General features: G+C 67.6%; 24 protein-coding genes. 19 read left to right on the top strand and 5 right to left on the bottom strand.

Annotated elements, in window-relative coordinates; all coding sequences use genetic code 11:
* The first annotated feature begins 6 nt into the window (after nucleotides 1-6).
* The 3 genes from ACT2FV_RS01215 (at nucleotide 7) to ACT2FV_RS01205 (ending at nucleotide 3489) form a co-directional block, all read left to right on the top strand.
* Nucleotides 7-1041, top strand: coding sequence for an AraC family transcriptional regulator (locus ACT2FV_RS01215; RefSeq protein ID WP_444503008.1), 1035 nt, complete (start codon nucleotides 7-9; stop codon nucleotides 1039-1041).
* A 121-nt stretch (nucleotides 1042-1162) separates the two neighbouring features.
* Nucleotides 1163-2719 (top strand): NfeD family protein, encoded by a 1557-nt coding sequence (locus tag ACT2FV_RS01210; protein ID WP_444503007.1) that lies wholly within the window; start codon nucleotides 1163-1165, stop codon nucleotides 2717-2719.
* Nucleotides 2716-3489 carry a slipin family protein gene (locus ACT2FV_RS01205; protein WP_124622025.1) on the top strand — a complete coding sequence of 258 codons (774 nt, stop codon included), beginning with the start codon at nucleotides 2716-2718 and terminating at the stop codon, nucleotides 3487-3489. The genes ACT2FV_RS01210 and ACT2FV_RS01205 overlap by 4 nt, the downstream gene beginning before the upstream one ends.
* A gap of 135 nt (nucleotides 3490-3624) precedes the next feature.
* On the opposite strand, the gene ACT2FV_RS01200 is transcribed toward ACT2FV_RS01205, so the two are convergent.
* Nucleotides 3625-4902, bottom strand: coding sequence for a haloacid dehalogenase-like hydrolase (locus tag ACT2FV_RS01200; RefSeq protein WP_174906505.1), 1278 nt, complete (start codon nucleotides 4900-4902; stop codon nucleotides 3625-3627).
* A 471-nt stretch (nucleotides 4903-5373) separates the two neighbouring features.
* Between ACT2FV_RS01200 and ACT2FV_RS01195 the strand changes: the two genes are divergently transcribed.
* The 5 genes from ACT2FV_RS01195 (at nucleotide 5374) to ACT2FV_RS01175 (ending at nucleotide 10031) form a co-directional block, all read left to right on the top strand.
* Nucleotides 5374-6252 (top strand): M24 family metallopeptidase, encoded by an 879-nt coding sequence (locus tag ACT2FV_RS01195; protein ID WP_124622029.1) that lies wholly within the window; start codon nucleotides 5374-5376, stop codon nucleotides 6250-6252.
* 49 nt (nucleotides 6253-6301) lie between these two features.
* Nucleotides 6302-8089, top strand: a complete 1788-nt coding sequence (locus ACT2FV_RS01190) for an SDR family oxidoreductase (protein WP_444503006.1) — start codon at nucleotides 6302-6304, stop codon at nucleotides 8087-8089.
* Nucleotides 8090-8123: 34 nt separating this feature from the next.
* Complete coding sequence (locus ACT2FV_RS01185; protein ID WP_059600183.1) at nucleotides 8124-9029, top strand: metal-dependent hydrolase; 906 nt, start codon at nucleotides 8124-8126, stop codon at nucleotides 9027-9029.
* An 88-nt stretch (nucleotides 9030-9117) separates the two neighbouring features.
* Nucleotides 9118-9405, top strand: coding sequence for a hypothetical protein (locus tag ACT2FV_RS01180; RefSeq protein WP_059600184.1), 288 nt, complete (start codon nucleotides 9118-9120; stop codon nucleotides 9403-9405).
* A 251-nt stretch (nucleotides 9406-9656) separates the two neighbouring features.
* Nucleotides 9657-10031 (top strand): DUF2917 domain-containing protein, encoded by a 375-nt coding sequence (locus ACT2FV_RS01175; RefSeq protein ID WP_059600333.1) that lies wholly within the window; start codon nucleotides 9657-9659, stop codon nucleotides 10029-10031.
* A gap of 173 nt (nucleotides 10032-10204) precedes the next feature.
* Here the strand turns inward: ACT2FV_RS01175 and ACT2FV_RS01170 are convergent, their stop codons facing one another.
* Nucleotides 10205-10483 carry a hypothetical protein gene (locus ACT2FV_RS01170; protein WP_006480752.1) on the bottom strand — a complete coding sequence of 93 codons (279 nt, stop codon included), beginning with the start codon at nucleotides 10481-10483 and terminating at the stop codon, nucleotides 10205-10207.
* Nucleotides 10484-11244: 761 nt separating this feature from the next.
* Here ACT2FV_RS01170 and ACT2FV_RS01165 point away from each other — a divergent pair.
* Nucleotides 11245-12546 (top strand): NCS2 family permease, encoded by a 1302-nt coding sequence (locus ACT2FV_RS01165; protein WP_059600185.1) that lies wholly within the window; start codon nucleotides 11245-11247, stop codon nucleotides 12544-12546.
* 109 nt (nucleotides 12547-12655) lie between these two features.
* On the opposite strand, the gene ACT2FV_RS01160 is transcribed toward ACT2FV_RS01165, so the two are convergent.
* Entirely contained in the window at nucleotides 12656-13507 is an 852-nt protein-coding gene (locus tag ACT2FV_RS01160) for a LysR substrate-binding domain-containing protein (protein ID WP_444503886.1), read from the bottom strand.
* A 199-nt stretch (nucleotides 13508-13706) separates the two neighbouring features.
* On the opposite strand from ACT2FV_RS01160, the gene ACT2FV_RS01155 reads away from it, so the two are divergent.
* Genes ACT2FV_RS01155 through ACT2FV_RS01145 form a run of 3 tightly spaced genes read left to right on the top strand, consistent with a single transcriptional unit; the run spans nucleotide 13707 to nucleotide 15444 of the window.
* Nucleotides 13707-14237: a sugar ABC transporter gene (locus ACT2FV_RS01155; RefSeq protein ID WP_444503005.1), complete on the top strand. Its 531-nt coding sequence runs from the start codon at nucleotides 13707-13709 to the stop codon at nucleotides 14235-14237.
* A 13-nt stretch (nucleotides 14238-14250) separates the two neighbouring features.
* Nucleotides 14251-14577, top strand: a complete 327-nt coding sequence (locus ACT2FV_RS01150) for a hypothetical protein (RefSeq protein WP_444503004.1) — start codon at nucleotides 14251-14253, stop codon at nucleotides 14575-14577.
* A 3-nt stretch (nucleotides 14578-14580) separates the two neighbouring features.
* Nucleotides 14581-15444: an MBL fold metallo-hydrolase gene (locus ACT2FV_RS01145; protein ID WP_444503003.1), complete on the top strand. Its 864-nt coding sequence runs from the start codon at nucleotides 14581-14583 to the stop codon at nucleotides 15442-15444.
* A gap of 152 nt (nucleotides 15445-15596) precedes the next feature.
* Here ACT2FV_RS01145 and ACT2FV_RS01140 read toward each other — a convergent pair whose 3' ends face one another.
* Nucleotides 15597-15884 carry a DUF1488 family protein gene (locus ACT2FV_RS01140; RefSeq protein ID WP_014898618.1) on the bottom strand — a complete coding sequence of 96 codons (288 nt, stop codon included), beginning with the start codon at nucleotides 15882-15884 and terminating at the stop codon, nucleotides 15597-15599.
* A gap of 241 nt (nucleotides 15885-16125) precedes the next feature.
* Nucleotides 16126-16401, bottom strand: a complete 276-nt coding sequence (locus ACT2FV_RS01135) for a DUF2964 family protein (RefSeq protein WP_239007203.1) — start codon at nucleotides 16399-16401, stop codon at nucleotides 16126-16128.
* A gap of 197 nt (nucleotides 16402-16598) precedes the next feature.
* Between ACT2FV_RS01135 and ACT2FV_RS01130 the strand changes: the two genes are divergently transcribed.
* From ACT2FV_RS01130 to ACT2FV_RS01100, 7 genes are all read left to right on the top strand, one after another.
* The gene (locus ACT2FV_RS01130) at nucleotides 16599-18488 is read left to right on the top strand and encodes a sigma-54-dependent Fis family transcriptional regulator (protein ID WP_124622039.1); all 1890 of its coding nucleotides are present in this window, start codon (nucleotides 16599-16601) and stop codon (nucleotides 18486-18488) included.
* A 104-nt stretch (nucleotides 18489-18592) separates the two neighbouring features.
* A complete protein-coding gene (locus ACT2FV_RS01125) occupies nucleotides 18593-18895 on the top strand; it encodes a 2Fe-2S iron-sulfur cluster-binding protein (RefSeq protein ID WP_444503002.1) in 303 nt (100 codons plus the stop codon).
* Between the two features lie 56 nt (nucleotides 18896-18951).
* Nucleotides 18952-19446 carry an SRPBCC family protein gene (locus ACT2FV_RS01120; protein WP_444503001.1) on the top strand — a complete coding sequence of 165 codons (495 nt, stop codon included), beginning with the start codon at nucleotides 18952-18954 and terminating at the stop codon, nucleotides 19444-19446.
* Between the two features lie 104 nt (nucleotides 19447-19550).
* Nucleotides 19551-19928 (top strand): DUF2946 domain-containing protein, encoded by a 378-nt coding sequence (locus tag ACT2FV_RS01115; RefSeq protein ID WP_151047530.1) that lies wholly within the window; start codon nucleotides 19551-19553, stop codon nucleotides 19926-19928.
* A 199-nt stretch (nucleotides 19929-20127) separates the two neighbouring features.
* Nucleotides 20128-20493, top strand: coding sequence for a copper homeostasis periplasmic binding protein CopC (gene copC, locus ACT2FV_RS01110; protein ID WP_151047533.1), 366 nt, complete (start codon nucleotides 20128-20130; stop codon nucleotides 20491-20493).
* A 52-nt stretch (nucleotides 20494-20545) separates the two neighbouring features.
* On the top strand, nucleotides 20546-20992 hold the full coding sequence (locus tag ACT2FV_RS01105) for a copper chaperone PCu(A)C (protein WP_444503000.1): 447 nt from the start codon (nucleotides 20546-20548) through the stop codon (nucleotides 20990-20992).
* 32 nt (nucleotides 20993-21024) lie between these two features.
* Nucleotides 21025-21201: a hypothetical protein gene (locus tag ACT2FV_RS01100; RefSeq protein WP_170296371.1), complete on the top strand. Its 177-nt coding sequence runs from the start codon at nucleotides 21025-21027 to the stop codon at nucleotides 21199-21201.
* Nucleotides 21202-21238 lie beyond the last annotated feature (37 nt).

Here is a 21238-nt window from a genome sequence, read left to right as displayed (position 1 = left end):
GCTTCGATGAAGCAGGAAGACAAGGGAACCGTCGCGATCAGCCTCGTCGCCTACAGCGTCGCGCTCGCCACCCGGCGCGGCGTCGCGGCCGAGCCGCTGCTCGCGCAAGCCGGCATCGCGCCCGCGCTGCTCGCGCAGCCGCGTGCGCGGGTGTCCGCGCAGCAATACGGGGCGCTGTGGAACGCCATCGCGCGCGCGCTCGACGACGAGTTTTTCGGGCAGGATCGCCACCCGATGCGCAGCGGCAGCTTCATCGCGATGAGCCAGGCGGCGCTGTCCGCGAAGGACGGGCTGCACGCGATGGCGCGCGCGGTGAATTTCATGCACTGCGTGCTCGACGACCTGCACGCGGAGCTCGACGCCAACCCGCAGCGCGTGCGGCTGCGCTTTGTGCACCGCAACAGCACCGCGACGCCCGCGATGTTCACGTACGCGACCTATTTCATCATCGTGTACGGGCTCACCTGCTGGTTGATCGGGCGACGCATCCCGCTGCTCCACGCGAGCTTCCGTTGCGACACGCCGCCGGCCGACCACGAATACCCGTCGATGCTGTGCGACGACATGCGGTTCAACCAGCCCGATTCGTATGTCGATTTCGATCCCGAATTCGCAACGCTGCCGGTGGTGCAGAACGCCAGGACGCTGAAAACGTTCCTGCGCAACGCGCCGGCCAGCTTCATCGTCAAGTACCGCAACCCGAACGCGCTCGCGCAACGCGTGCGCACGGTGCTGCGCGGCATGCCGCCCGCCGCGTGGCCCGGCGCCGACGGGATGGCCGCGCGGCTGCACGTGGCCGAGGCGACGCTGCGCCGCAAGCTGCACCAGGAAGGCCACGCGTACCAGTCGATCAAGGACACGCTGCGGCGCGACCTCGCGTTCGAGGCGCTGGCCGATCCGTCGCGGACCATCGCCGACGTCGCGGCAGCCACCGGTTTCGCGGAACCGAGCGCGTTCTACCGCGCGTTTCGCAAATGGAGCGGGCGCAGCCCGGCCGAATACCGGCAAGAAGCGCTCGCGCGCGGCGGCGGCGCCGGCTGAATCAGCGGCGCGCCGCCCCACCTTCGCGCTTTCCGCCGAAACCGCCTAATCTTCAATCATCGGGCCAACGCCCTTTACGCGAGCCGGACGGCGTGCGGCTGCGCGCCACCCGGACGCCCCGATGCGCATTCACCGTCATGGGCCGCCGCCGGCACCTGTATCGCCCGGCGGCCGTCCCCGTCACCCGCTGTCCGCGCGGGTCGCGCGCGCCGCGCTGTTCGCGGCGCTGCTCGTCGTGTGCGCGGCGGTTGCCGCCCCGCCCCCCGCCGCCGCACCCGCGGCCGCGCCGCCGGTGTTCGTGATTCCGGTCAACGGCGCGATCGGGCCGGCCAGCGCCGACTTCATCGTCCGCTCGCTCGAGCGCGCGGCGCGCGAGCACGCGCCGCTCGCGATCCTGCAACTCGATACGCCCGGCGGGCTCGACACGTCGATGCGGCAGATCATCAAGGCGATCCTCGGCTCGCCGGTGCCGGTCGCCGCGTTCGTCGCGCCGGGTGGCGCACGGGCCGCGAGCGCCGGTACCTATATCGTCTACGCGAGCCACATCGCAGCGATGGCGCCCGGCACCAATCTCGGCGCGGCGTCGCCGGTGCAGTTCGGGATCGGCGGTGGCGCGCCGGGGACGCCAGGCGCGCCCCGAGCGCCGCCAGCCGGGGCATCGGGTGCCGCCGGTGCATCCGCGACGCCGGCCGAGCCGCCGAACGATACGCAGTCGACCGAGATCCGCAAGGCGACCCAGGACGCCGCCGCGTACATCCGCGGCCTCGCGCAGTTGCGCGGACGCAATGCCGCATGGGCCGAGCGCGCGGTGCGCGAGGCATTGAGCCTGTCCGCGACCGAGGCGCGCGCGCAGCATGTCGTCGACCTGATCGCGCAGGACCCGGCCGACCTCGCGCGCCAAGTCGACGGTCGCACCGTGACGACGACGGCCGGCACGCTGCACGTCGCGACCGCGCATGCGCCGCTCGTCGTGCTCGCGCCCGACTGGCGCAGCCGCTTCCTGTCGATCATTGCCGATCCGAACGTCGCGCTGATCCTGCTGACGATCGGCATCTACGGTCTCTTCTTCGAATTCGCGAATCCCGGGTTCGTGCTGCCGGGCGTCGCCGGCACCATCTGCCTGCTGATCGGGCTGTTCGCGATGCAATTGCTGCCGATCAGCTATGCGGGCCTCGGGCTCGTGCTGCTCGGGCTCGGCTGCCTCGTCGCCGAGGCGTTCCTGCCGACCTTCGGTGTGCTCGGTTTCGGCGGAATCGTGTCGTTTACGATCGGCGCATTGATGCTGATCGATACCGACGTGCCCGGCTACGGTATTCCGTGGCCCGTGATCGGGAGCCTCGCGCTCGGCGGCGGGCTGCTCGTCGCGGGCGTGTCGAGCGTCGCGCTGCGCGCGCGGCGGCGGCCGGTCGTGACGGGCGCCGAGGCAATGGTCGGCAGCATCGGCGAAGTGCTCGACGACGGTTTGCAGGCCGACCAGCCGCACGGCGCGGCCGGCCCCGCACCATCGGCCGCGGGCTGGGCGCGCGTGCATGGCGAGCGCTGGCGCGTCGCGAGCAGCGTGCCGCTCGCCGCGGGCTGCCGCGTGCGCGTCACCGGCCGCCAGGGGCTGACGCTCACGGTCGCACCGCTCTACGACGTGCCGGCACACGAACAACAACACGAGGGAGCACCGTCATGATGGGCTACACGTTTGGCTTCAGCAGCGTCCTGATCGTCTTCGTCGTGGTGCTCGTCGCATCGTCGATCCGCATCTTTCGCGAGTACGAGCGCGGCGTGGTGTTCATGCTCGGCCGCTTCTGGAAAGTAAAGGGGCCGGGGCTCGTGCTGATCATCCCGATCGTCCAGCAGGTCGTGCGAATCGACCTGCGCACCGTCGTGTTCGACGTGCCGCCGCAGGACGTGATCACGCGCGACAACGTGTCGGTGAAGGTGAATGCGGTCGTGTATTTCCGCGTCGTCGATCCGGAGAAGGCCGTGATCCAGGTCGCGCGCTTCTTCGACGCGACGAGCCAGCTCTCGCAGACGACACTGCGCTCGGTGCTGGGCAAGCACGAGCTCGATGCGCTGCTGGCCGAGCGCGAGCAGCTGAATGCCGACATCCAGAAGACGCTCGACGCGCAAACGGATGCGTGGGGGATCAAGGTGTCGACGGTCGAGATCAAGCACGTCGACCTGAACGAGACGATGGTGCGCGCGATCGCGCGGCAGGCCGAGGCCGAGCGCGAACGGCGCGCGAAGGTGATTCATGCGGAGGGCGAGCTGCAGGCGTCGGAGAAACTGCTGCAGGCCGCGCAGCGGCTCGCGCAGGAGCCGCAGGCGATGCAGCTGCGCTATCTGCAGACGCTGACGACGATCGCGGCCGACAAGAACTCGACGATCGTGTTTCCGCTGCCGATCGATCTGCTGGGGGCGCTGCTGGACCGGTTGGGCCCGCCGCGCGAGCATTGAGTCGCGCGGGCGCCGGCCCGCACGACGCCGCAGCCTCAGCCTCAGCCTCAGCCTCAGCCTCAGCCTCAGCCTCAGCCTCAGCCGCAGCCGATGCCGACGGCCGCCAGGCCGCGGCGGCCCGGCGCCCGGCCCGCGTCAGGCCAGCAGCTTGCGGTCGGTCTTGCCGTACTTGATCGACTTCTCGTCCGGAATCATCAGGCCCGTGTGCTCGTCGCGGCCCTGCAGCAGGAAGCGGGCGTCCGGGTTGCCGATCTGTTCGGCCGCGAGCTTGCTGTCCGCGCCGATCTCGCCCTTCTTCATCCGGTTGACGATCACGCCGGCCGCGGTGTCCTTGAAGTCGCGCAGCATCCATGCGTCGCCGTCGCTGTCGCCGAACACCAGCAGCGGGCCGTAGCCTTTCTTCGATGCGAGGACGTTGCGGATGCCCACCGTCTTGCCGGGCCCCCAGTTGAAATGCCAGCCGGCCGGATAGGTGCTCGTGTATTTGCCGTCCTGCATGTCGAGCCGCAGGCCGATCACGTTCTCGGGCGCCACGCCGTAGCCATAGTTCGGATTGCCGGCGAATACGCGCACGACATCGTCGAGCGACGCGGTGCTCACGTACACGTCGATGCCATTCGCACGCAGCGTATGCATCACCGCGCGGATTTCCTCGTGAATGCGGATGCCATGGAAATGCGTGTCGGCCACCACGCCGGCCTTGCCAGGCAGCGCCTTCGGGCTTTCGTAACGGACCTTGCGCAGCGCGTCGCCGATACCGTAGTTGTTCGACGCTTCCGCCATCGCCTGCAGCTCGGCGGTCGTCATGTTCTTGTAGAAGTAGATGATCCACTTGTAGCCGACTTCGAGCGGATGCGTGTCGCAAATCGCGTCGTACATGAAGTACAGCTTCGCGCGAAAATCCTTGAACTGGTCGGTTTCGCGAATCTCGTCGAGGCTCTTGTCGCCGCCGAGGCCCTTGTAGTTCGCATGGAGCCAGCGGTAGTCGGATTCGACGTCGGCGGCGAGATCCTCCATCGTCACCGGCTTGCCGTCGACGGTCGTGTAGTCCTTCATGAACGCGCCCTTCGGCACGTCCTTCCACATCACATCGACGAACTCGTCCGGTGTCAGTTTGTATTGCAGATGGTTGATCTGGTACATCAGCAACGCCTCTTCGCAGTCGTTCATGATGCACGTGTTGTCCCAGTCGAATACCGCATACGGGCGGCGCTTTCCGTCGTAGCGCGCGCTCGCGACGCCATGCTGGTCGAGCACCGCCTGCAGGCGCGCGGCGTTGAACGGCGACCAGCGGCCCGGGTCGAGCGCGTCCGGCGCGGTTGCGCTCTTCGCGCCGGCCATGCCGGCCTTGAGCATCAGCGGCGTCGCAGCGGCCGCCGCGGCAAGGGTGTTCATGAACTTGCGGCGTTGCATGGTCTCTCTCCGTGGAATTGTCGAATCGGCTTGGGTCATAGCCCCGCGAAGCCGGAAAGGCTTCGAATCGGGGGCGAATGATGTGACGAAATTATTTCGGCAATTTGACAGCGTCTCGCCACGACACGACGGGGAGTTGATCCGGTGCGACATGCCGGGCCTGCGTCGGCACCGCGCGGGGCGCACGCCGGCCGGCTCCCCCGCACGGGACACGCGCGCGGCGACAGCCATCCGGCCCCGACCGCCGGAAACCTAGAGCTTCCCCTCCATTTCGGCCTTCATTAGGAGAAGCCCTCACCTCCGCGCCACGTCGAACCGGCTATGATCTTTACATCGATCAATGACACATTAAATGCTGGCTGAATAATTCGCCCTGGATCACCGGCGAATGGATTCCGGATCAGCGCCCCAGCCTTGAACAGGCCCCGCGTCGCCGAAGCGCGAACGCGGGCCGACACATGGAGACGCCTCATGCCCGACCATCCGCTGCCGGAAGTCCATCTCGACGAGCTGCCGCAATTCCGCGCGGTCCAGCAGCTTGCCTATCGCTGCGTCGAGACCGTCGGCGCGATGCTCTATCCCGGCATCACCGAGAAGGAAGCCGCGCGCCTGCTGACCGAATGGCTGCGCGACAACGGCGTGCACGACTGGCTGCACAAGCCGTTCGCGTGGTTCGGCGACCGCACCGCGTTCGAAGGTTTCTCCGGCCTGAAGCACATGGGCGGCTTCAACCTCGCGTTCTTCCCGAGCAACCGCCAGCTCGAGACCGACATGCCCGTGATCCTCGACGTCGCGCCGGTGCTCGACGGCATCGTGGCCGACGTCGGCTACGCGCACTGCCTCGGCCACAACCCCATCCTTGAACAGTTGCAGGACGACCTGATGGACCATCGCGACATGATCGTGCGGCTCGTGAAGGAGCGCCGCCCGATGGCCGAGGTCGCGCAGGCAGTGGACGCGCTGTGCCGCCGCCAGGGCGTCGAGCCGCGCCACAAGGCGTATCCGTTCAAGGTGCTCGCGCATCGCGTCGCGAAGATCCACAAGCTGTCGACACCGCGCTTCGTCGCGCGCTTCGGGCTGAACGCGACGCGCAACCTGCTGCTCGACCAGGGCCGCGCGGCGAAGCAGCAAGGCTGGTCGCCGCTGTGGTCGATCGACCGCCGCTCCGAACACGCGCCGGTGCCGGGCCTGTGGGCCGTGGAGCCGCATCTCGGCTTCGCCGGCGTCGGCGCGAAATTCGAGGAACTGCTGGTGATCACCGACGACGACGCGTACTGGCTCGACGACGACCTGCCGCACGTGCGCCGTCGGCAGCGCCGCCAGGCCGAACGCATGCAGGCCGTCGCCTGACACGCACGCGTCTCGCCCACTTCCCGAATCCCTGAACGACGGACTCACGATGCAGCCTCTTTCCGATGAAGCGCCGCTGGCCCTGTTCGAATCGGTTCACAGCGAGACGGCCGTCGCCTCCGGCGACCTGACGCTCGCGGTCAGGACTTGGGGCGACCCGGCCCGCTCGCCGGTCGTGCTCGTGCACGGCTACCCCGACGACAGCAGCGTCTGGCAGCAGGTCGCGCCGCTGCTCGCGCGCAAGCACTACGTGATCGCCTACGACGTGCGCGGCGCGGGCCTGTCCGGCGCGCCCAAGCGCACGGCCGACTACCACCTCGCGAAGCTGACCGACGACTTCATCGCGGTGATCGACGCGCTCTGCCCCGGCCGCGCGGTGCACCTGATCGCGCACGACTGGGGCTCGATCCAGGGCTGGGAGTTCGTCACGGATCCGCGGCTCGCCGGCCGCATCGCGTCGTACACGTCGTGCTCGGGGCCGTGCCTCGACCACGTCGGCTTCTGGCTGCGCGAACGCGTGCTGCATCCGACGCCCGCGTCGTTAGCCAGGCTCGGCGGGCAGCTCGTGCGCTCGTGGTACGTGTATCTGTTCCATCTGCCGTTCATCCCCGAGCTCGGCTGGCAGCTGTGGCTCGGCCGCGCATGGCCGGGCCTGCTGCGCCGGGTCGAAAAGACCCCCGCCACACCGCGCGCGACGCAGGCCGACGACGGCGCGCGCGGCGTACGCCTCTATCGCGCGAACTTCATCCGCTGCCTGTTCGCGCCGCGCGAGCGCTACGCGCACGCGCCGGTGCAGACGATCGTGCCGCTCGGCGACAAGTACGTGAGCCCGGCGCTGTCCGAGAACCTGTCGCGCTGGGTGCCGCAGTACTACCGCCGCGAAGTCGCGGCCGGCCACTGGCTGCCGCTCGCCGATCCCGCGCGCTTCGCGGACCTCGCCGAACAGTTGATCGACGCGGTCGAATCGGGCGACGAGCCGCCCGCGCTCGCGAACGCACGCCGCCGCGCGACCAGCGGCCGCTTCAGCGGCAAGGTCGCGGTCGTCACCGGCGCGGGCAGCGGCATCGGCCGCTGCGCGGCACTCGCATTTGCCCGTGAAGGCGCGACCGTCGTCGCGTGCGACATCGATCTCGCGAGCGCCGAGCGCACCGCCCTGCTGCTCGGACTCACCGGCGCGCAGGCGCATGCAAAACGCGTGGACGTCGGCTCCGCCGACGAGATGGAAGCGCTCGCAGCATGGGTCGGCAGCGAACTCGGCGGCGCCGACGTCGTGATCAACAACGCGGGCATCGGCATGGCCGGCGGCATTCTCGACACCAGCGAGCGGCACTGGGAGCGCATCCTGCACGTGAACCTGTGGGGCGTGATCCACGGCTCGCGGCTGTTCGCGCAGCAGATGGCCGCGCGCGGCACGGGCGGCCACATCGTCAACACCGCGTCGGCCGCCGCGTTCGGGCCGTCGCGCGACCTGCCCGCGTACGCGACGACGAAGGCCGCCGTGCTGATGCTCAGCGAATGCATGCGCGCGGAACTCGCGGAAAAAGGCATCGGCGTGACGGCCGTCTGCCCCGGCTTCGCGGAAACCGGAATCATGGCGTCGACGCAATACGCGGGCGCCAGCGCACAGGACGAGGCGCGGCTGCGCAAACGCGCGACGAAGCTGTACCAGATGCGCGGCCTGAAGCCGGAAACCGTCGCGCAGGCGATGGTCGACGGCGTGCTGCGCAACCGGCCGGTCGTGGCCGTCGGCACCGAGGCGCACGCGCTGCGCTTCGTCGGCCGCTTCATGCCGTGGCTCGGGCGGGTGCTTGCCCGCGTCAGCATGGCATCGCATTGACGGCGCGGCGCGCCGCACGGAAACGGAGACACAGATGACCTCTACCGCCGACTATCACAAGATCAAGGCCCGGCACGTGAAGTTCGACTTCAGCGACACGCCGATCACCTGGGTGCCAAACGACCCGGGCAGCACGCACATCATCAACACGCTGAACCTGCTGTTCCCGGAGGGCGAACTGTGGTTCTGCCGCGTGTACAACAAGGCACTGCCGAACATCACCGATGCGCGCCTGCGCGACGAAGCCGAAGGCTTCCTGCGCCAGGAAGCCGTGCATTCGCGCTCGCACGGCGGCGTGCTCAAGCATTACTACGACCGGCACGGGATCGACACGAAGCCGTTCACGCAGAAGCTGAACTGGCTGTTTACGCGCGTGCTGGGCGAAGCGCCGTTCGGGCTGAAGATCGGCCATACGCGTTTCTGGCTGCGTCAGCAGCTCGCGGTGATCGCATCGCTCGAACATTTCTTCGGCTATCTCGGCAACTGGGTGCTCAATGCGCACGGGCTCGACGAAGGCCGTGCCGACCCGACGATGGTCGACCTGCTGCGCTGGCACGGCGCGGAGGAAGTCGAACACCGGACCGTCGCGTTCGACATCTACAACCACATGGGCGGCAACTATCCGGAGCGCTGCGTGCACATGGCGTTCGTGATCGTGCTGTTGCTCTACTTCATCACGAGCGGCGCGAAATTCATGTACCGGCGAGATCCCGCCGCCGGCCGCTACCCGGGTTTCGTGCTGTCGTGGTGGAAGGGTTCTCGACGCGGGCACCTGCCGTCGTTCTGGAAAGTGATCGGCGCGGCGTTGCGCTATTTCAAGCCGGGCTATACGCCGCACCACGAAGGCTCGACCGAGCAGGCGCTTGCGTATCTGGCGCGCTCGCCGGCCGCGCAAGCGGCCGCGCATGGCGGCAACTGGGGCACGACGAAGGGCGCGTGACCGCGTCCGCAAGCGGGTCCGCGACAGTTTTGGCGGGGCGCCGGCCGAAATGCGTACAATCGCGGCTTCATTTCCCGGAGGTGCCGCGATGGCCATGAAGAAAACCGATCTAGAAAAGAACAAGGCGCTCAAGCTGACGCACGCGATGAAGCAGTCCAGCTCCGCCCGCTTCGGCAAGGCTGCCGAGGACGCAGCGAAGCTCGACCGCCGCGCGCAGCGCAAGCTCGACCAGGAACAGGGTCTCGTGCCGTTCGCGTGCAAGCTCAACGCCGAACTCGTCGAACAGCTGAAGGCACGCGCCGCCACCCATCCGAACGGGATGACCGGCCTGCTGTCCGAACTGCTCGTCAACGGCCTCGCCCAGCGCGACGCGTGATCGTCGCAAATCTCGAAAATAGTCGTTGACAACGCCGTACGACATCGACAAACTCGTTCGCATGCCTACGTTCAAGCTCATCGCCATCGCGAATCATTGCCCGGTGAACATTCGAAAGAATGGATCACGGGAGGCGCTTGTGCGTTAGCATCCGAGCAGTACCGCATGTCACACAAGGCCTCACCGGAAACGGATGAGGCCTTTTTGTTCTGGTGCGCGTCATCCGTCCGGCTCAACGAATGGAGCAGACGATGGACCAGGCAAGCCCGTTGTTCGACCGTCCCGATTCGCGCCGCGTCGGTGCGATCGCGTTACCGACCGTCGTGATCCGCTTCGCGGTCGCGCCGCGCACGACACTGACCTGGCGCGCGCCAAGCGATGCGGAAATTCGCGCGCACGGCGCACCGCTGTGGATCACGCGGCCGCCGAGCGTCGACGACTACTGGGTACAACCCGGCGACGTGCTGCGCATCGCGCGCGGCGATCGCATCTGGCTCGGCACCGATGACGACCGGCCGGCCGAAGCGTCGATCACGACGGCGTACGTGAGGCGCGGCGAACGGCTGAGACGCACGCTCGCGCGAATGCAACGTTTGCTCGCCGGACGATGGCGAAGACGGGATTGACGATGCGCGCTCACGCGCGCGGCGGGGATGCCGGAACGCGCGGAATCACCGTATGCGGAAACGGACGCACCCGCGACGCAACGCGTCGCGGGTGCGCATCGAATGACGCGGCACGCACGTGCGTGCCGCGTGCGATCGCGCGCCGTGCGCAACCCTCACATGCATCACGTGCATCAGGTGCTGGCGGCGAGACGCGGGCCCGTGCTGCGAGGCGTGGAATCGAGGTCGGGGCGTTGCGCCGCCTGCGAGGTCACCCACGGGTCGATGCCTTGCTTTTGCACCTCCTCGAGAAATGACACCCGCGTACGCCAGTAATCCGCCTGTAATTTCGCATCGATGACGCGCTGTTCGGCTGCGAACAGTTCCATGCGCGCCGTCACGAGCATCGATGCAGCGGTTTTTTCCGGCGTGGGGGCGTGCCGCATCGCCCAACGGCTGATCCAGTTCAACATGCTGACCTCCGTGATGACGGGCGAACCCGCATCGGGCAATCGCAACCGGTCGCGCCTGCCCGAATGCGCAACGACCGTCACCGCGCTTCACCGCCCGGCCTGCACGGACTGCGACTCCCCCGCGTCGGCAACATCTGGCCGGCGTGTGCGCGCGGTGTATCTATCCTAGAAACACTTGCCGGTTAACGCGATGACGTCTTGCAATCTTTTACACAGAAACCACAGTCGGGCGCGCACCGCGAAATGACAGTTGCGGACGCGACGGCTTCGGCGCAGGATAGCCCGATATCTGCAACCGCCAGGACTGGCGAATGGCTGCTGCATGCCGCCGCGCACCCGCGCCGGTCATGCGCGCGCTCGCGCACGTATTGCGTCCGTCCTGCGTTCGCCCCTCGTGCGGGCGTGCCATTGCAGTCGCATGCCGTCGCGTTGCGGCAGCCCCCCGCATGTCGATCATGCCGTTGCGCCCGCATCGGCCGACACGGCCCGCCCGTCGTCGAATCGTTTCCATCGTTTCTACCTGCCCGCCTCGTCCGAACCGGTAAAATGCGCGCCTTCCTCGCGCGGCCGGCCTGTCCAGCCGTTCGCGCGAACGCTGCCGATCGTGCCCCGCAACTATATCGTCCGAGCTATCCGCGCTATTACAATCCGCCGATAGCGTCGCAATAGTGGCTGGTTACAGTACGCCGGCCTCGCGCTGCCTTACAACAATTCGGCACGAACAACAAGCAACACGACAACCCGACCGGAGAAACGCCTTCATGGAATCCATCAAGCGGTATTTCGGCTTCGACGAAGCCGGCACCGACTTCCGCACCGAAATACTCGCGGGCGTCACCACGTTCCTGACGATGGCCTACATCATCTTCGTCAACCCCGCGATCCTCGGCGATGCCGGCATGCCCAAGGAATCCGTGTTCGTCGCGACCTGCCTCGTCGCGGCGCTGGCGTCGATGATCATGGGGCTGTACGCGAACTACCCGATCGCCTGCGCGCCCGGCATGGGCCTGAACGCGTATTTCGCGTACACGGTCGTCAAGGGGATGGGCTTCACGTGGCAGGCCGCGCTCGGCGCGGTGTTCATCTCCGGCTGCCTGTTCCTGCTCGTCACGCTGTTCCGCGTGCGCGAGGCGATCGTCAACGGCATTCCGAAATCGCTGCGCATCTCGATCACCGCCGGCATCGGCCTGTTCCTCGGCATCATCTCGCTGAAGACCTCGGGTGTGATCGTCGGCAACCCCGCCACGCTCGTCACGCTCGGCGACCTGCACAAGCACGATACGATCCTCGCGATCATCGGCTTCTTCACGATCGTCACGCTCGACCACCTGCGCGTGCGCGGCGCGATCCTGATCGGCATCATCGGCGTCACGATCCTGTCGTTCTTCTTCGGCGACAACCAGTTCCACGGCGTGTTCTCCGCGCCGCCGTCGATCGACGCGACGCTGTTCAAGCTCGACATCGGCGCCGCGCTGTCGACCGGCATCATCAACGTGATCCTCGTGTTCTTCCTCGTCGAACTGTTCGACGCGACCGGCACGCTGATGGGCGTCGCGAACCGCGCGGGCCTGCTCGTCGAGGGCAAGATGAACCGCCTGAACAAGGCGTTGCTTGCCGACAGCACGGCGATCGTCGCGGGCTCGCTGCTCGGCACGTCGTCGACCACCGCGTACATCGAAAGCGCGTCGGGCGTGCAGGCCGGCGGCCGCACGGGCGTGACGGCGATCACCGTCGCCGTGCTGTTCCTCGCATGCCTGTTCATCGCGCCGCTCGCTGGCGTCGTGCCGGCCTACGCCACGGCACCGGCACTGCTGTACGTGTCGTGCCTGATGCTGCGCGAGATGGTCGAGGTGCCGTGGGACGATGCGACCGAAGCCGTGCCGGCCGCGCTGACCGCGCTGCTGATGCCGTTCACTTACTCGATCGCGAACGGCGTCGCGTTCGGCTTCATCGCATACGGCGGCCTGAAGCTGCTGACGGGCCAGGCCCGCACGGTCAAGCCGATCGTGTGGATCATCGCGGCCGTGTTCCTGTTCCGCTTCTTCTATCTCGGCAGCGAGTGACGCACGCGCGCCCCTGTGCGCTGCAAGATGAAACGAAAACGCCACCTTCGGGTGGCGTTTTCGTTTTGTTCTCGTTTTGGCTACGCGGGGTGGTGCAAGCGAGCGCCGGTCAAACCTCCGCCTGCCGGAGCACCCAGCGCGCGAAGGTCTGCAACGGCCCCTCGCCCAGTTCCAGCGCCTCGGGCAACACGAGACAGAAGCGCTTCACCACGCCCCGCCCGTCGGGCCAGGGCGCCGCGAGCAACCCTTGCGCGATCTCGGCGTCGACATAGAGGCGCGGCACCAGCGCGACGCCGAGCCCGGCGAGCGCCGCCGCGATCAGCATCGAGTAAAGATCGTAGCGTGCGCCGGCGGCCGGATTGTTCACCGGCAGCCCCGTCTCCTGCACGTACGCCGACCACGCATCAGGCGTCTGGCGCTTGTGCAGGCGCGGCAGCGTGCCCAGCAATACGTCTGGCTGCCCGGCCGCGAGCAGCGACGGATGGCAGACCGGCACCAGCACCTCCTCGCACAACCGGTACGTATGCATGCCGGCCCAGGCCGGATGCTCGAAGTGAATCGCCGCATCGAAACCGCTGCCGGCCAGCACGAACGGCTCCGCGCGATCGGCGAAATGCACCGTGATGTTCGGATGCTGCGTCTGGAGTCCCTTGAGCCGCGGAATCAGCCAGCGCGTCGCGAATGTCGGCGTCACGGCGATATCGACGCTGCCGCCGTCGCCGGGCTGCCCCATCATGTACTGGCTGTCGCGCTCGAGCCGGTCCAGCACTTCGCGAACCTGCGCCGCGTAGCGCACGCCGTTCGGCGCCAACCGCACGCGGTTGCCGACCCGCTCGAACAGCGCGACACCCAGGAACGTCTCCAGCCGGCCGATCTGCCGGCTGATCGCGCCTTCCGTCAACGCCAGTTCGTCGGCGGCGCGCGCGAAGCTTCCATGCCGCGCCGCGGCCTCGAATGCCATCAATGCCGAATTGCTCGGAATCCTGCGTCGCGTCACGATTGCTCCCGGTCCGACCGTCGTCGGTCATGGCTTGATCAAATGTCATTGAACGGTGACGAATCATCGTTTTTCTGCCGTCCATCGGCTCATTATCATGACAAAAACTCAACCCGTCGAGCAGCCATCGGCCCCGAAGGCCGCTCGCCCCCGTGGAGAAACCATGATCTATGCCGTTGAATGCAGCATCGCCGAGCCCGCCGTCGAAGCCGAGTGGAACGACTTCTACAGCCGCGACAAACTGCCGGCGCTCATCTCCGTATCCGGCTTCCGCACGTCGCAACGCTTTCGCGCACTCGGCGGCGACGGCCCCGTCTACCTCGCGCTGCATACGATCGACGGCCCGGACGTGCTGACGTCGGCCGAGTATCGCGACAAGGGCGGCGGCAATTTCGCGCGCTGGCAGCCGCACATCGTCGAGTGGCGCCGCAACGTCTACGACTGCGCGGCCCCCGCGCCGGCCGTCTCCGGCCATCAATGGCTGGCCGTTTGCGACGACCCCGCCCCGTTCGCGCGAGCAGCGATCGCAGCCACGGCCATGCATGCGGTCGCGCTGGATCGGCGGCCGGCCGCGCGCTGGCTGGCCGTCCTCACGCACGATCGGGCTCGGCTCGGGTCCGATGCCGCGATCCGGCTCTATGCACCGATGGGTGACCCACTCGTCAGCACACCGACGTCGGCAACCGCACGCTGACCGGAGCCCGACCATGCCCAGCGTCACGATCTTGATTCCCGAGGCGAGCATGCCGGCCAGCACGGCGCTCGACGCGTTGTCGTCGGCCTGCGAGAGGCTCTGCACCGACGTGCTGAGCGCCGCACCCGGCACGGTCCACGTCGCGTACGTCCCGGTCCGGCACGGCTGCGGACATCCGGTCAGCGCGGAGATCCGCTTTCGCACCTCGTCATTTCGCATCCCTGAACTGATGGACCGGTTCATGACCGAACTGGATCGCGAGATTCTTCGCCACACCGGATTCGTCGCACGCATCCGCTGCTTCGGCTACGACACCACTCACCTTCACGCCCGACATTGACCCGTGAGCACGCCTGTTCAACTCCCTTCCTTCCCGCGTCGCCAGATCGGCGATTTCACAGTGATCGCGATCAGCGACGGCACGCTGACGGCCGGCCTCGACCTGCTGTCGAACATCGACGTCGACGACGCGACCGGCATCATGCACCGGGCCGGCATACACGCGCCGTCCGACGTCAACATCAACTGCTACGTGATACGCGGGAACGGGCGCACCGTGCTCGTCGACACCGGCGCCGGCGGCATCCGGAACTGGGGCGGCCTGCTGCGTCCGTCGCTGTCGCAAGCCGGCATCGATGCACGCGACATCGACACGGTCCTGCTGACGCATGCGCATCCGGATCACATCGGCGGCCTCCTGGACACGGACGCACATCCGGCCTTTCCGCAAGCGGAGGTGCTCATTCACGAACGGGAACGTGCGTTCTGGCTGGACGACGCCATGTACGAGCGGGCAAACGAGCGCGCACGCGTCAATGTCCGGATCGCGCGGCGCACGTTCGACGTGTATCGCGCGCATCTACGCACCATCGAGGCAGGCGACGTGCTGCCCGGTATCGTCGCGGTCCCGCTGCCGGGGCACACGCCCGGCCACACCGGCTATCGCGTCGAATCGCGCGGCGAGCGCCTGCTGATCTGGGGCGATCTCGTGCATTTCGCGCCGATTCAGGTTGCGCGCCCCGACGTGTCGATCGCGTTCGATCACGATCCGTCTCAGGCATCATCGACGCGCGCGGCCACGCTCGCCGAAGTCGCTTCGGATAACTTGCTGATTGCGGGCATGCACCTCGCCGACACGGGCTTCGCACGCATCGCGCGCACGAACGGCCCAACCGGCGGCGCGTATGTGCTTGGCGGGGCGGATTGAGCGAAACGGAACGCGGGCACGCCAGTGCGCCGCACGATGCTCGAATCGCGCCGCGCACCGCTCCGGGCGAGCGCGCTACGGGACGAGCATGCGCCGATATGACACGGGCGCCGGTATCCGGCGCCCGCTCCGTCGCTGCCCGGTCGTCCGGCTCAGCGCCAGTTCGCTTCGTAGAAGCGCACGTAGCCGCTGCGCAGCGTCACGCATTGCGCGCGCGTCTCGGACAGCAACCGCCGTGCGGCCGCCTCGATACGCTCGCGGTGCTGATCGTACGCACCGACCATGTCCTCGAAGCGCGGCGATGCCGCACCGAAATGATCCTCCAGCGCCTCGGCGGTGATCTGACATTGAACGCGCTCGCCATTGACCAGCGCCGTGAAACCAAGCATCAGGTCGCGCCCCGAATATTCGGGCTTCTCATTCGTGAAATGAATCTGCATGGGAGCCGCCTTGTCCGGTAGAAAGCAAATGACCGCGTCCATCGTCCGCTACCGGCCGGACGAAAATTTACGCGGGCTCGCCGGCAGAGGCAGGATCCACGGGGTATGGCGCGGACACCGCATGCCGGTTGCATTCCACTTTAGACGGTTTCGCGCAGGAGGCAAATTTTGCGATGTGCGGCGTTCCGACGCGTATTTTCATCAGACCAGCGCGACATCCGGCACCGTTTGCCGGGTGGCGTCAGTGGGGATCGGTGGGCCAGATGTTCAGTGCGATCGCGGCGGTCGTGGCGCCTACCGCGATCGCGGCCGCCCCGTATTGCACCGCGTCGCTCAGGTCGAACAACAGACCGTGGATCGCGACGGCGATGCCGCCCAGCATGATGAAGGTGGCGATGGCCGCCAGCACGACTCTCAGTTCCGTCCGAACCATGATGCGTCTCCCGAACGGATGCATGTCACGTCGCATGCATGTTGCGATGCGGAACACGGCGCGTGCGCGTTCCACTTTCATCATTGCATGCGGGCGCTTAAAAGCAAGGGGTTTTTGTACGCAGTCGCACAACGCGTGCGGCGCTTGTATGATGAGGCGATATCGATAGCGGCGGCCCGGGTGGCGGATGGTGCGGCGCACAGCGTCAAGGCGGGGCGACCGCGAAGCATGGAGCCCCAGTAAGCGCTGAAGCGCCAACTGGGGCCGACAGGAGACAAGACATGCCTCAATCTTTCGTGCTGCCCGCCACCGCGGGCCGCAACGACCTGCTCGCGCAGGCGCATGCCCGTTCGACCGCGATCGGCCTGCGCGCCAACGAGCAACCCGATTTCTCGCCGCTGTCGCGGCTCGCGCTGCGCGAACTGCTCGACACGAACCACGCATTGTTCGCACACGCGCGCCCGGTGATGGAGAACCTCCACGCGCAGATCGCCGACACGCAAAGCCTCGTGCTGCTCACCGACGCCGACGGCGTGATCCTGCACAGCATCGGCGACGCGGACTTCATCGAAAAGGCGAACCGCGTCGCGCTGTGCACCGGCGTGTCGTGGGCCGAAGGCGCACGCGGCACCAATGCGATCGGCACCGCGCTCGCATCGGGCCAGGCGGTCGCCGTGCACGGGTCGGAGCACTTCCTGCGCGCGAACCATATCCTCACCTGCTCGTGTGCGCCGATCATCGACTCGTTCGGCCGCACGCTCGGCACGCTCGACGTGAGCGGCGATCCGCGCGGCTTCAGCTCCCATACGCTCGCGCTCGTGCGGATGTCCGCGCAGCTGATCGAGAACCATCTGTTCGCGAACCAGTGCGCGGAAGCACTGCGGCTACGCTTCCACGCCCACGAGGACTGCGTCGACTCGCTGTTCGCCGGCCTCGTCGCATTCGGCCCCGACGGCGGGCTGATCGCCGCGAACCGCAGCGCGCAATTCCAGCTCGGCGCGACCTTCGATGCGTTGCAGCATCAAGGCTGCGATGCGCTGTTCGGCATGCGCTTCGGCCAGCTCGCGCAGCAGGCAGCCCGCGCACCCGGCGCACCGTTCAGCCTCACGCTGTCGACCGGCGTGCGCGTGCTCGCACGCTGCGAATTCGCGGAAGCGCACAAGACGGCCGTCGCCGTCACGCCGCCCGCGCCCGCCGTGCGCATGCGGGCTCCGGACCCCGACGCGATCACGTTCGCGACGCTCGACACCGGCGATGCGCGGATGGCCGCCGTGCTCGAACGCGTCGCGAAAATTCGTGGACGCGATCTGCCGTTGCTGATCCTCGGCCAGACCGGCACCGGCAAGGAATGGCTCGCGCGTGCGCTGCACCAGGCATCGCCGCGCGCGGACGGCCCGTTCGTCGCGGTCAACTGCGCGGCACTGCCGGATTCGCTGATCGAGGCCGAACTGTTCGGTTACGAGGACGGCGCCTTCACCGGTGCGCGCAAGCGCGGCAGCCCCGGCAAGATCGCGCAGGCCGACGGCGGCACGCTGTTTCTCGACGAAATCGGCGACATGCCGCTCGCGCAGCAGGTCAGGCTCATGCGCGTGCTGCAGGAGCGCGCGGTGATGCCGCTCGGCGGCGCACGCGCGGTGCCGGTCGACGTGCGCGTGGTCTGCGCGACCCACCGCGACCTGCGTGCGATGATCGCCGAAGGCACGTTCCGCGAAGACCTGTTCTACCGGATCAACGGGCTCGCGGTCACACTGCCGCCGCTCGCCGCGCGCACCGACCTGCCGGCACTGGTCGAGCGGATCCTCGCGCGGCTCGGTCGCAGCGAGCCGATGCCGAGCCGCCTCGCGACCGACGTGCTCGACGCGTTCATGCGGCACCGCTGGCCCGGCAACCTGCGGCAAATGACCAACGTGCTGCGCACGGCCGGCATGCTCGCCGAAGACGAAGCCGAAATCACGCTCGCGCACCTGCCCGACGATTTCTGGCTCGACTGCGACGACACACCGGCGGCACAGGCCGCACCGGCCGACACGCGCGAAGCGACGACACTGCAGAGCCACCAGGCCGCGGTGATCGACGCGGTGCTCGCGCGGCACGGCGGCAACGTATCGGCAGCCGCGCGGGAGCTTGGGCTCGCGCGCAATACCGTGTACCGCTACCTGCGCCGACACTGACGTCCCGCGCCGGCTGCCCGACGGGCGCCGGCCGCGCCGCCTTCGGGTATGCTTGGCGCTTGCCTTGCCTTGTCTTGCCGCCGCGCCGGCACCCGCTTCGCCCCATGACCGATCCCGACCACCCGCCTCTCGTACGCATCGAGCCGCTCGACGCGACGTTCGACGCCCCCGATTCGCTGACGCTGCTCGAGGCCGCCGCGTTCGCGCACGTCAGGCTGCCGCGCTCGTGCCGCAACGGCACGTGCCGAAGCTGCCTGTGCAGGATCGTCAGCGGCAGCGTACGCTATACGATCGAATGGCCGGGTCTGAGCCGCGAGGAAAAGGCCGACGGCTATACGCTGCCGTGCGTGGCCGTAGCGACCTCGGATGTCGTGCTCGACGTGCCCGACGCGGTGATGATCGACTGAACGCGGCGAGCGCGCGTGCGCCGTCCCGCGGCAAGGATGCCCGCCTGGAGAACGTGATGACCCAGTCCACCGATCGCATCGAGAAACAAGCCTTGCTCGCCGCGCCGCTGGCGCGCGTCTGGGAAGCCGTCAGCAATGCCGGGGAATTCGGCATCTGGTTCGGCGTGACGTTCGACGGGCCGTTCGTCGCCGACCGGCCGCTGTTCGGCCGCATCACGCCGACGCGCGTCGACGACGACGTCGCCCGGGCACAGGAGCCGTATGCCGGCACCGTGTTCGAGATCGTCGTCGATCGCGTCGAGCCGATGCACCGATTCTCCTTTCACTGGCACCCGTTCGCGATCGATCCGAACTTCGATTACGCGTCCGAGCCGATGACGCTCGTCACGTTCTCACTCGCCGAAGCGAACGGCGGCACGCTGCTGACGATCAGCGAAACGGGCTTCGACCAGTTGATCGAAGCGCGCCGCGCAAAGGCTCGCGAGATGAACGATCAAGGCTGGGCCGCGCAGATGACGCTGATCACGAAATATCTCGCGAAGCACGCGTAAGCGTGCCGCGCGTCATGCCCGGTATCCGCGTGCCCGCATGCCCTCGTGGCGGGTGCGTGGCATAATCCGCTCCATCGCCGTTCATACCCCGCCCCGCGCATCGCATGCTGAGCCGTCGTTTCCGGAAGATCGTCAGTCTGATCGGGATGCTCGCCATCCTGATGACAACGCTCGCGCCGACGATCTCGCAGGCGCTGACAACGCAAGACCGCGTCGACTCGCTCCTTGCCGGTTACTGCACGGCCGGGCCGGCGGGCGGCAACCATGCCGGCGATGCGTCGTCGAAAAGCCTGCAGGCCCATCTGCAGGCTTGCGGCTATTGCAGCCTGCTCGCCCATACACCCGCCCTGCCCGCGCCCGAACTGACGTTCGCGGCCAACTTCCACCCGCTCCAGCATCGCGAAGCAACCCGCTTCGAAAGCCTGCGCCGCACGCTGCCGCTCACGGCCGCGCAACCACGCGCCCCGCCGTTCGCGTCCTGATTCGTCGTCACCGCGCGTGATGCCCTCGCGCATCACGCCGTGAGCACGCGCGCCGCGCGTGCATGCCGTGTCACGTTTCGAAGGACGATCTCATGTTCGACCGTATTGCTCGAGGCATCGTGCCGTGCGTGCGCTCGCCCGCGCGACCATTCGTCGAATGCATCGTTCTCCTTGTCATTTCCAACCGGATCATCCCGTCATGAAAACCACTGCTTTCGTCCGCGGCGCACTCGTCGCACTCGGCTTCGTCGTCGCACAGGCCGCTCACGCGCACGCACACCCGAAAAACCTGCAACCCGCCGCCGACGCCACGCTGTCGAGCGCGCCGCACGCGGTCACGATCGACTTCAGCGAAACGCTCGAACCCGCATTCAGTTCGATCGCCGTCACCGACAGCCATGGACAGTCGGTCGTCGACGGGAAAGCCGCCATCGACGCCGGCAACCGGAAGCGGATGCATGTGGAGCTGGCGAACCTGACGCCGGGCACGTACACGGTCGCTTGGGTTGCAGTGGCGACCGACGGGCATCGCACGCAGGGCCACTACACGTTCACGCTGAAGTAACGCACACGATGCCCGCGTGGCGATCTTCCCTACCCGATCAGGAACACACTCGATGAAACGCTCGATTCCGACCAGCCTGCTGTTCGCATTGCTGGCGCTGCAGGCGCCCGCCACGTTCGCCGCATCGGCCGTTCAGGCCGATGCATGCTGGATCCGTACGATGCCGGCGACGGTGCCGTCGTCCGGTTATTTCACGCTGAAGAACGACGGCGACAAGCCCGTCACGCTCACGGGCATCGATACGCCCGCGTTCGGGATGGCGATGATGCACGAAACGCAGACGGCCGGCAGCACCGCGAAAATGGTTCACGTCGAAGCGGTCGACGTGCCCGCGCACGGCACGGTGACGTTCAGGCCGAAGGGCTATCACGTGATGCTGGAGGAACCGCGCCAGCCCGTCGCGCCCGGCACGAAGGTACCGCTGCGGCTGCATTTCGCCGACGGCGCGACGGTGTCCGTGACCTGCGACGCGAAGGCGCCCTCCTACACCGGCCAGTAACGCCGCAACCGCATCGACCGAAGGAGACGCACATGAGCAAGGAACGCGTGCCGCTGGCCAGCCTGATCGTCCGCTACCGGACGCCGCTGAACGTCGCCGTGTTGATCGCCTGCGGGTTATGGGCGGCGTGGATCGCGTGGATGACGCGGCCTTCGGCGATCGATTCGCCGTCGTCGATCGCCGCATACTGCGTGCGCGACACACGCTGACGCGCCGCGCCGGTTCCGGCGGCGGTCCGCGTCATTT

The sequence above is a fragment of the Burkholderia sp. PR2 genome (genome assembly GCF_052372875.1).
Taxonomy (GTDB): domain Bacteria; phylum Pseudomonadota; class Gammaproteobacteria; order Burkholderiales; family Burkholderiaceae; genus Burkholderia; species Burkholderia diffusa.
The sequence above is the reverse complement of the archived record's forward strand: the minus strand, read 5'-3'. Positions and strand labels throughout refer to the sequence as shown.

Coding starts and splice junctions, on each gene's coding strand:
- ACT2FV_RS01215 (WP_444503008.1), top strand. CDS start 7: ATGAAGCAGGAAGACAAGGGAACCGTCGCGATCAGCCTCGTCGCCTAC.
- ACT2FV_RS01210 (WP_444503007.1), top strand. CDS start 1,163: ATGCGCATTCACCGTCATGGGCCGCCGCCGGCACCTGTATCGCCCGGC.
- ACT2FV_RS01205 (WP_124622025.1), top strand. CDS start 2,716: ATGATGGGCTACACGTTTGGCTTCAGCAGCGTCCTGATCGTCTTCGTC.
- ACT2FV_RS01200 (WP_174906505.1), bottom strand. CDS start 4,902: ATGCAACGCCGCAAGTTCATGAACACCCTTGCCGCGGCGGCCGCTGCG.
- ACT2FV_RS01195 (WP_124622029.1), top strand. CDS start 5,374: ATGCCCGACCATCCGCTGCCGGAAGTCCATCTCGACGAGCTGCCGCAA.
- ACT2FV_RS01190 (WP_444503006.1), top strand. CDS start 6,302: ATGCAGCCTCTTTCCGATGAAGCGCCGCTGGCCCTGTTCGAATCGGTT.
- ACT2FV_RS01185 (WP_059600183.1), top strand. CDS start 8,124: ATGACCTCTACCGCCGACTATCACAAGATCAAGGCCCGGCACGTGAAG.
- ACT2FV_RS01180 (WP_059600184.1), top strand. CDS start 9,118: ATGGCCATGAAGAAAACCGATCTAGAAAAGAACAAGGCGCTCAAGCTG.
- ACT2FV_RS01175 (WP_059600333.1), top strand. CDS start 9,657: ATGGACCAGGCAAGCCCGTTGTTCGACCGTCCCGATTCGCGCCGCGTC.
- ACT2FV_RS01170 (WP_006480752.1), bottom strand. CDS start 10,483: ATGTTGAACTGGATCAGCCGTTGGGCGATGCGGCACGCCCCCACGCCG.
- ACT2FV_RS01165 (WP_059600185.1), top strand. CDS start 11,245: ATGGAATCCATCAAGCGGTATTTCGGCTTCGACGAAGCCGGCACCGAC.
- ACT2FV_RS01160 (WP_444503886.1), bottom strand. CDS start 13,507: ATGGCATTCGAGGCCGCGGCGCGGCATGGAAGCTTCGCGCGCGCCGCC.
- ACT2FV_RS01155 (WP_444503005.1), top strand. CDS start 13,707: ATGATCTATGCCGTTGAATGCAGCATCGCCGAGCCCGCCGTCGAAGCC.
- ACT2FV_RS01150 (WP_444503004.1), top strand. CDS start 14,251: ATGCCCAGCGTCACGATCTTGATTCCCGAGGCGAGCATGCCGGCCAGC.
- ACT2FV_RS01140 (WP_014898618.1), bottom strand. CDS start 15,884: ATGCAGATTCATTTCACGAATGAGAAGCCCGAATATTCGGGGCGCGAC.
- ACT2FV_RS01135 (WP_239007203.1), bottom strand. CDS start 16,401: ATGATGAAAGTGGAACGCGCACGCGCCGTGTTCCGCATCGCAACATGC.
- ACT2FV_RS01130 (WP_124622039.1), top strand. CDS start 16,599: ATGCCTCAATCTTTCGTGCTGCCCGCCACCGCGGGCCGCAACGACCTG.
- ACT2FV_RS01125 (WP_444503002.1), top strand. CDS start 18,593: ATGACCGATCCCGACCACCCGCCTCTCGTACGCATCGAGCCGCTCGAC.
- ACT2FV_RS01120 (WP_444503001.1), top strand. CDS start 18,952: ATGACCCAGTCCACCGATCGCATCGAGAAACAAGCCTTGCTCGCCGCG.
- ACT2FV_RS01115 (WP_151047530.1), top strand. CDS start 19,551: ATGCTGAGCCGTCGTTTCCGGAAGATCGTCAGTCTGATCGGGATGCTC.
- copC (WP_151047533.1), top strand. CDS start 20,128: ATGAAAACCACTGCTTTCGTCCGCGGCGCACTCGTCGCACTCGGCTTC.
- ACT2FV_RS01105 (WP_444503000.1), top strand. CDS start 20,546: ATGAAACGCTCGATTCCGACCAGCCTGCTGTTCGCATTGCTGGCGCTG.
- ACT2FV_RS01100 (WP_170296371.1), top strand. CDS start 21,025: ATGAGCAAGGAACGCGTGCCGCTGGCCAGCCTGATCGTCCGCTACCGG.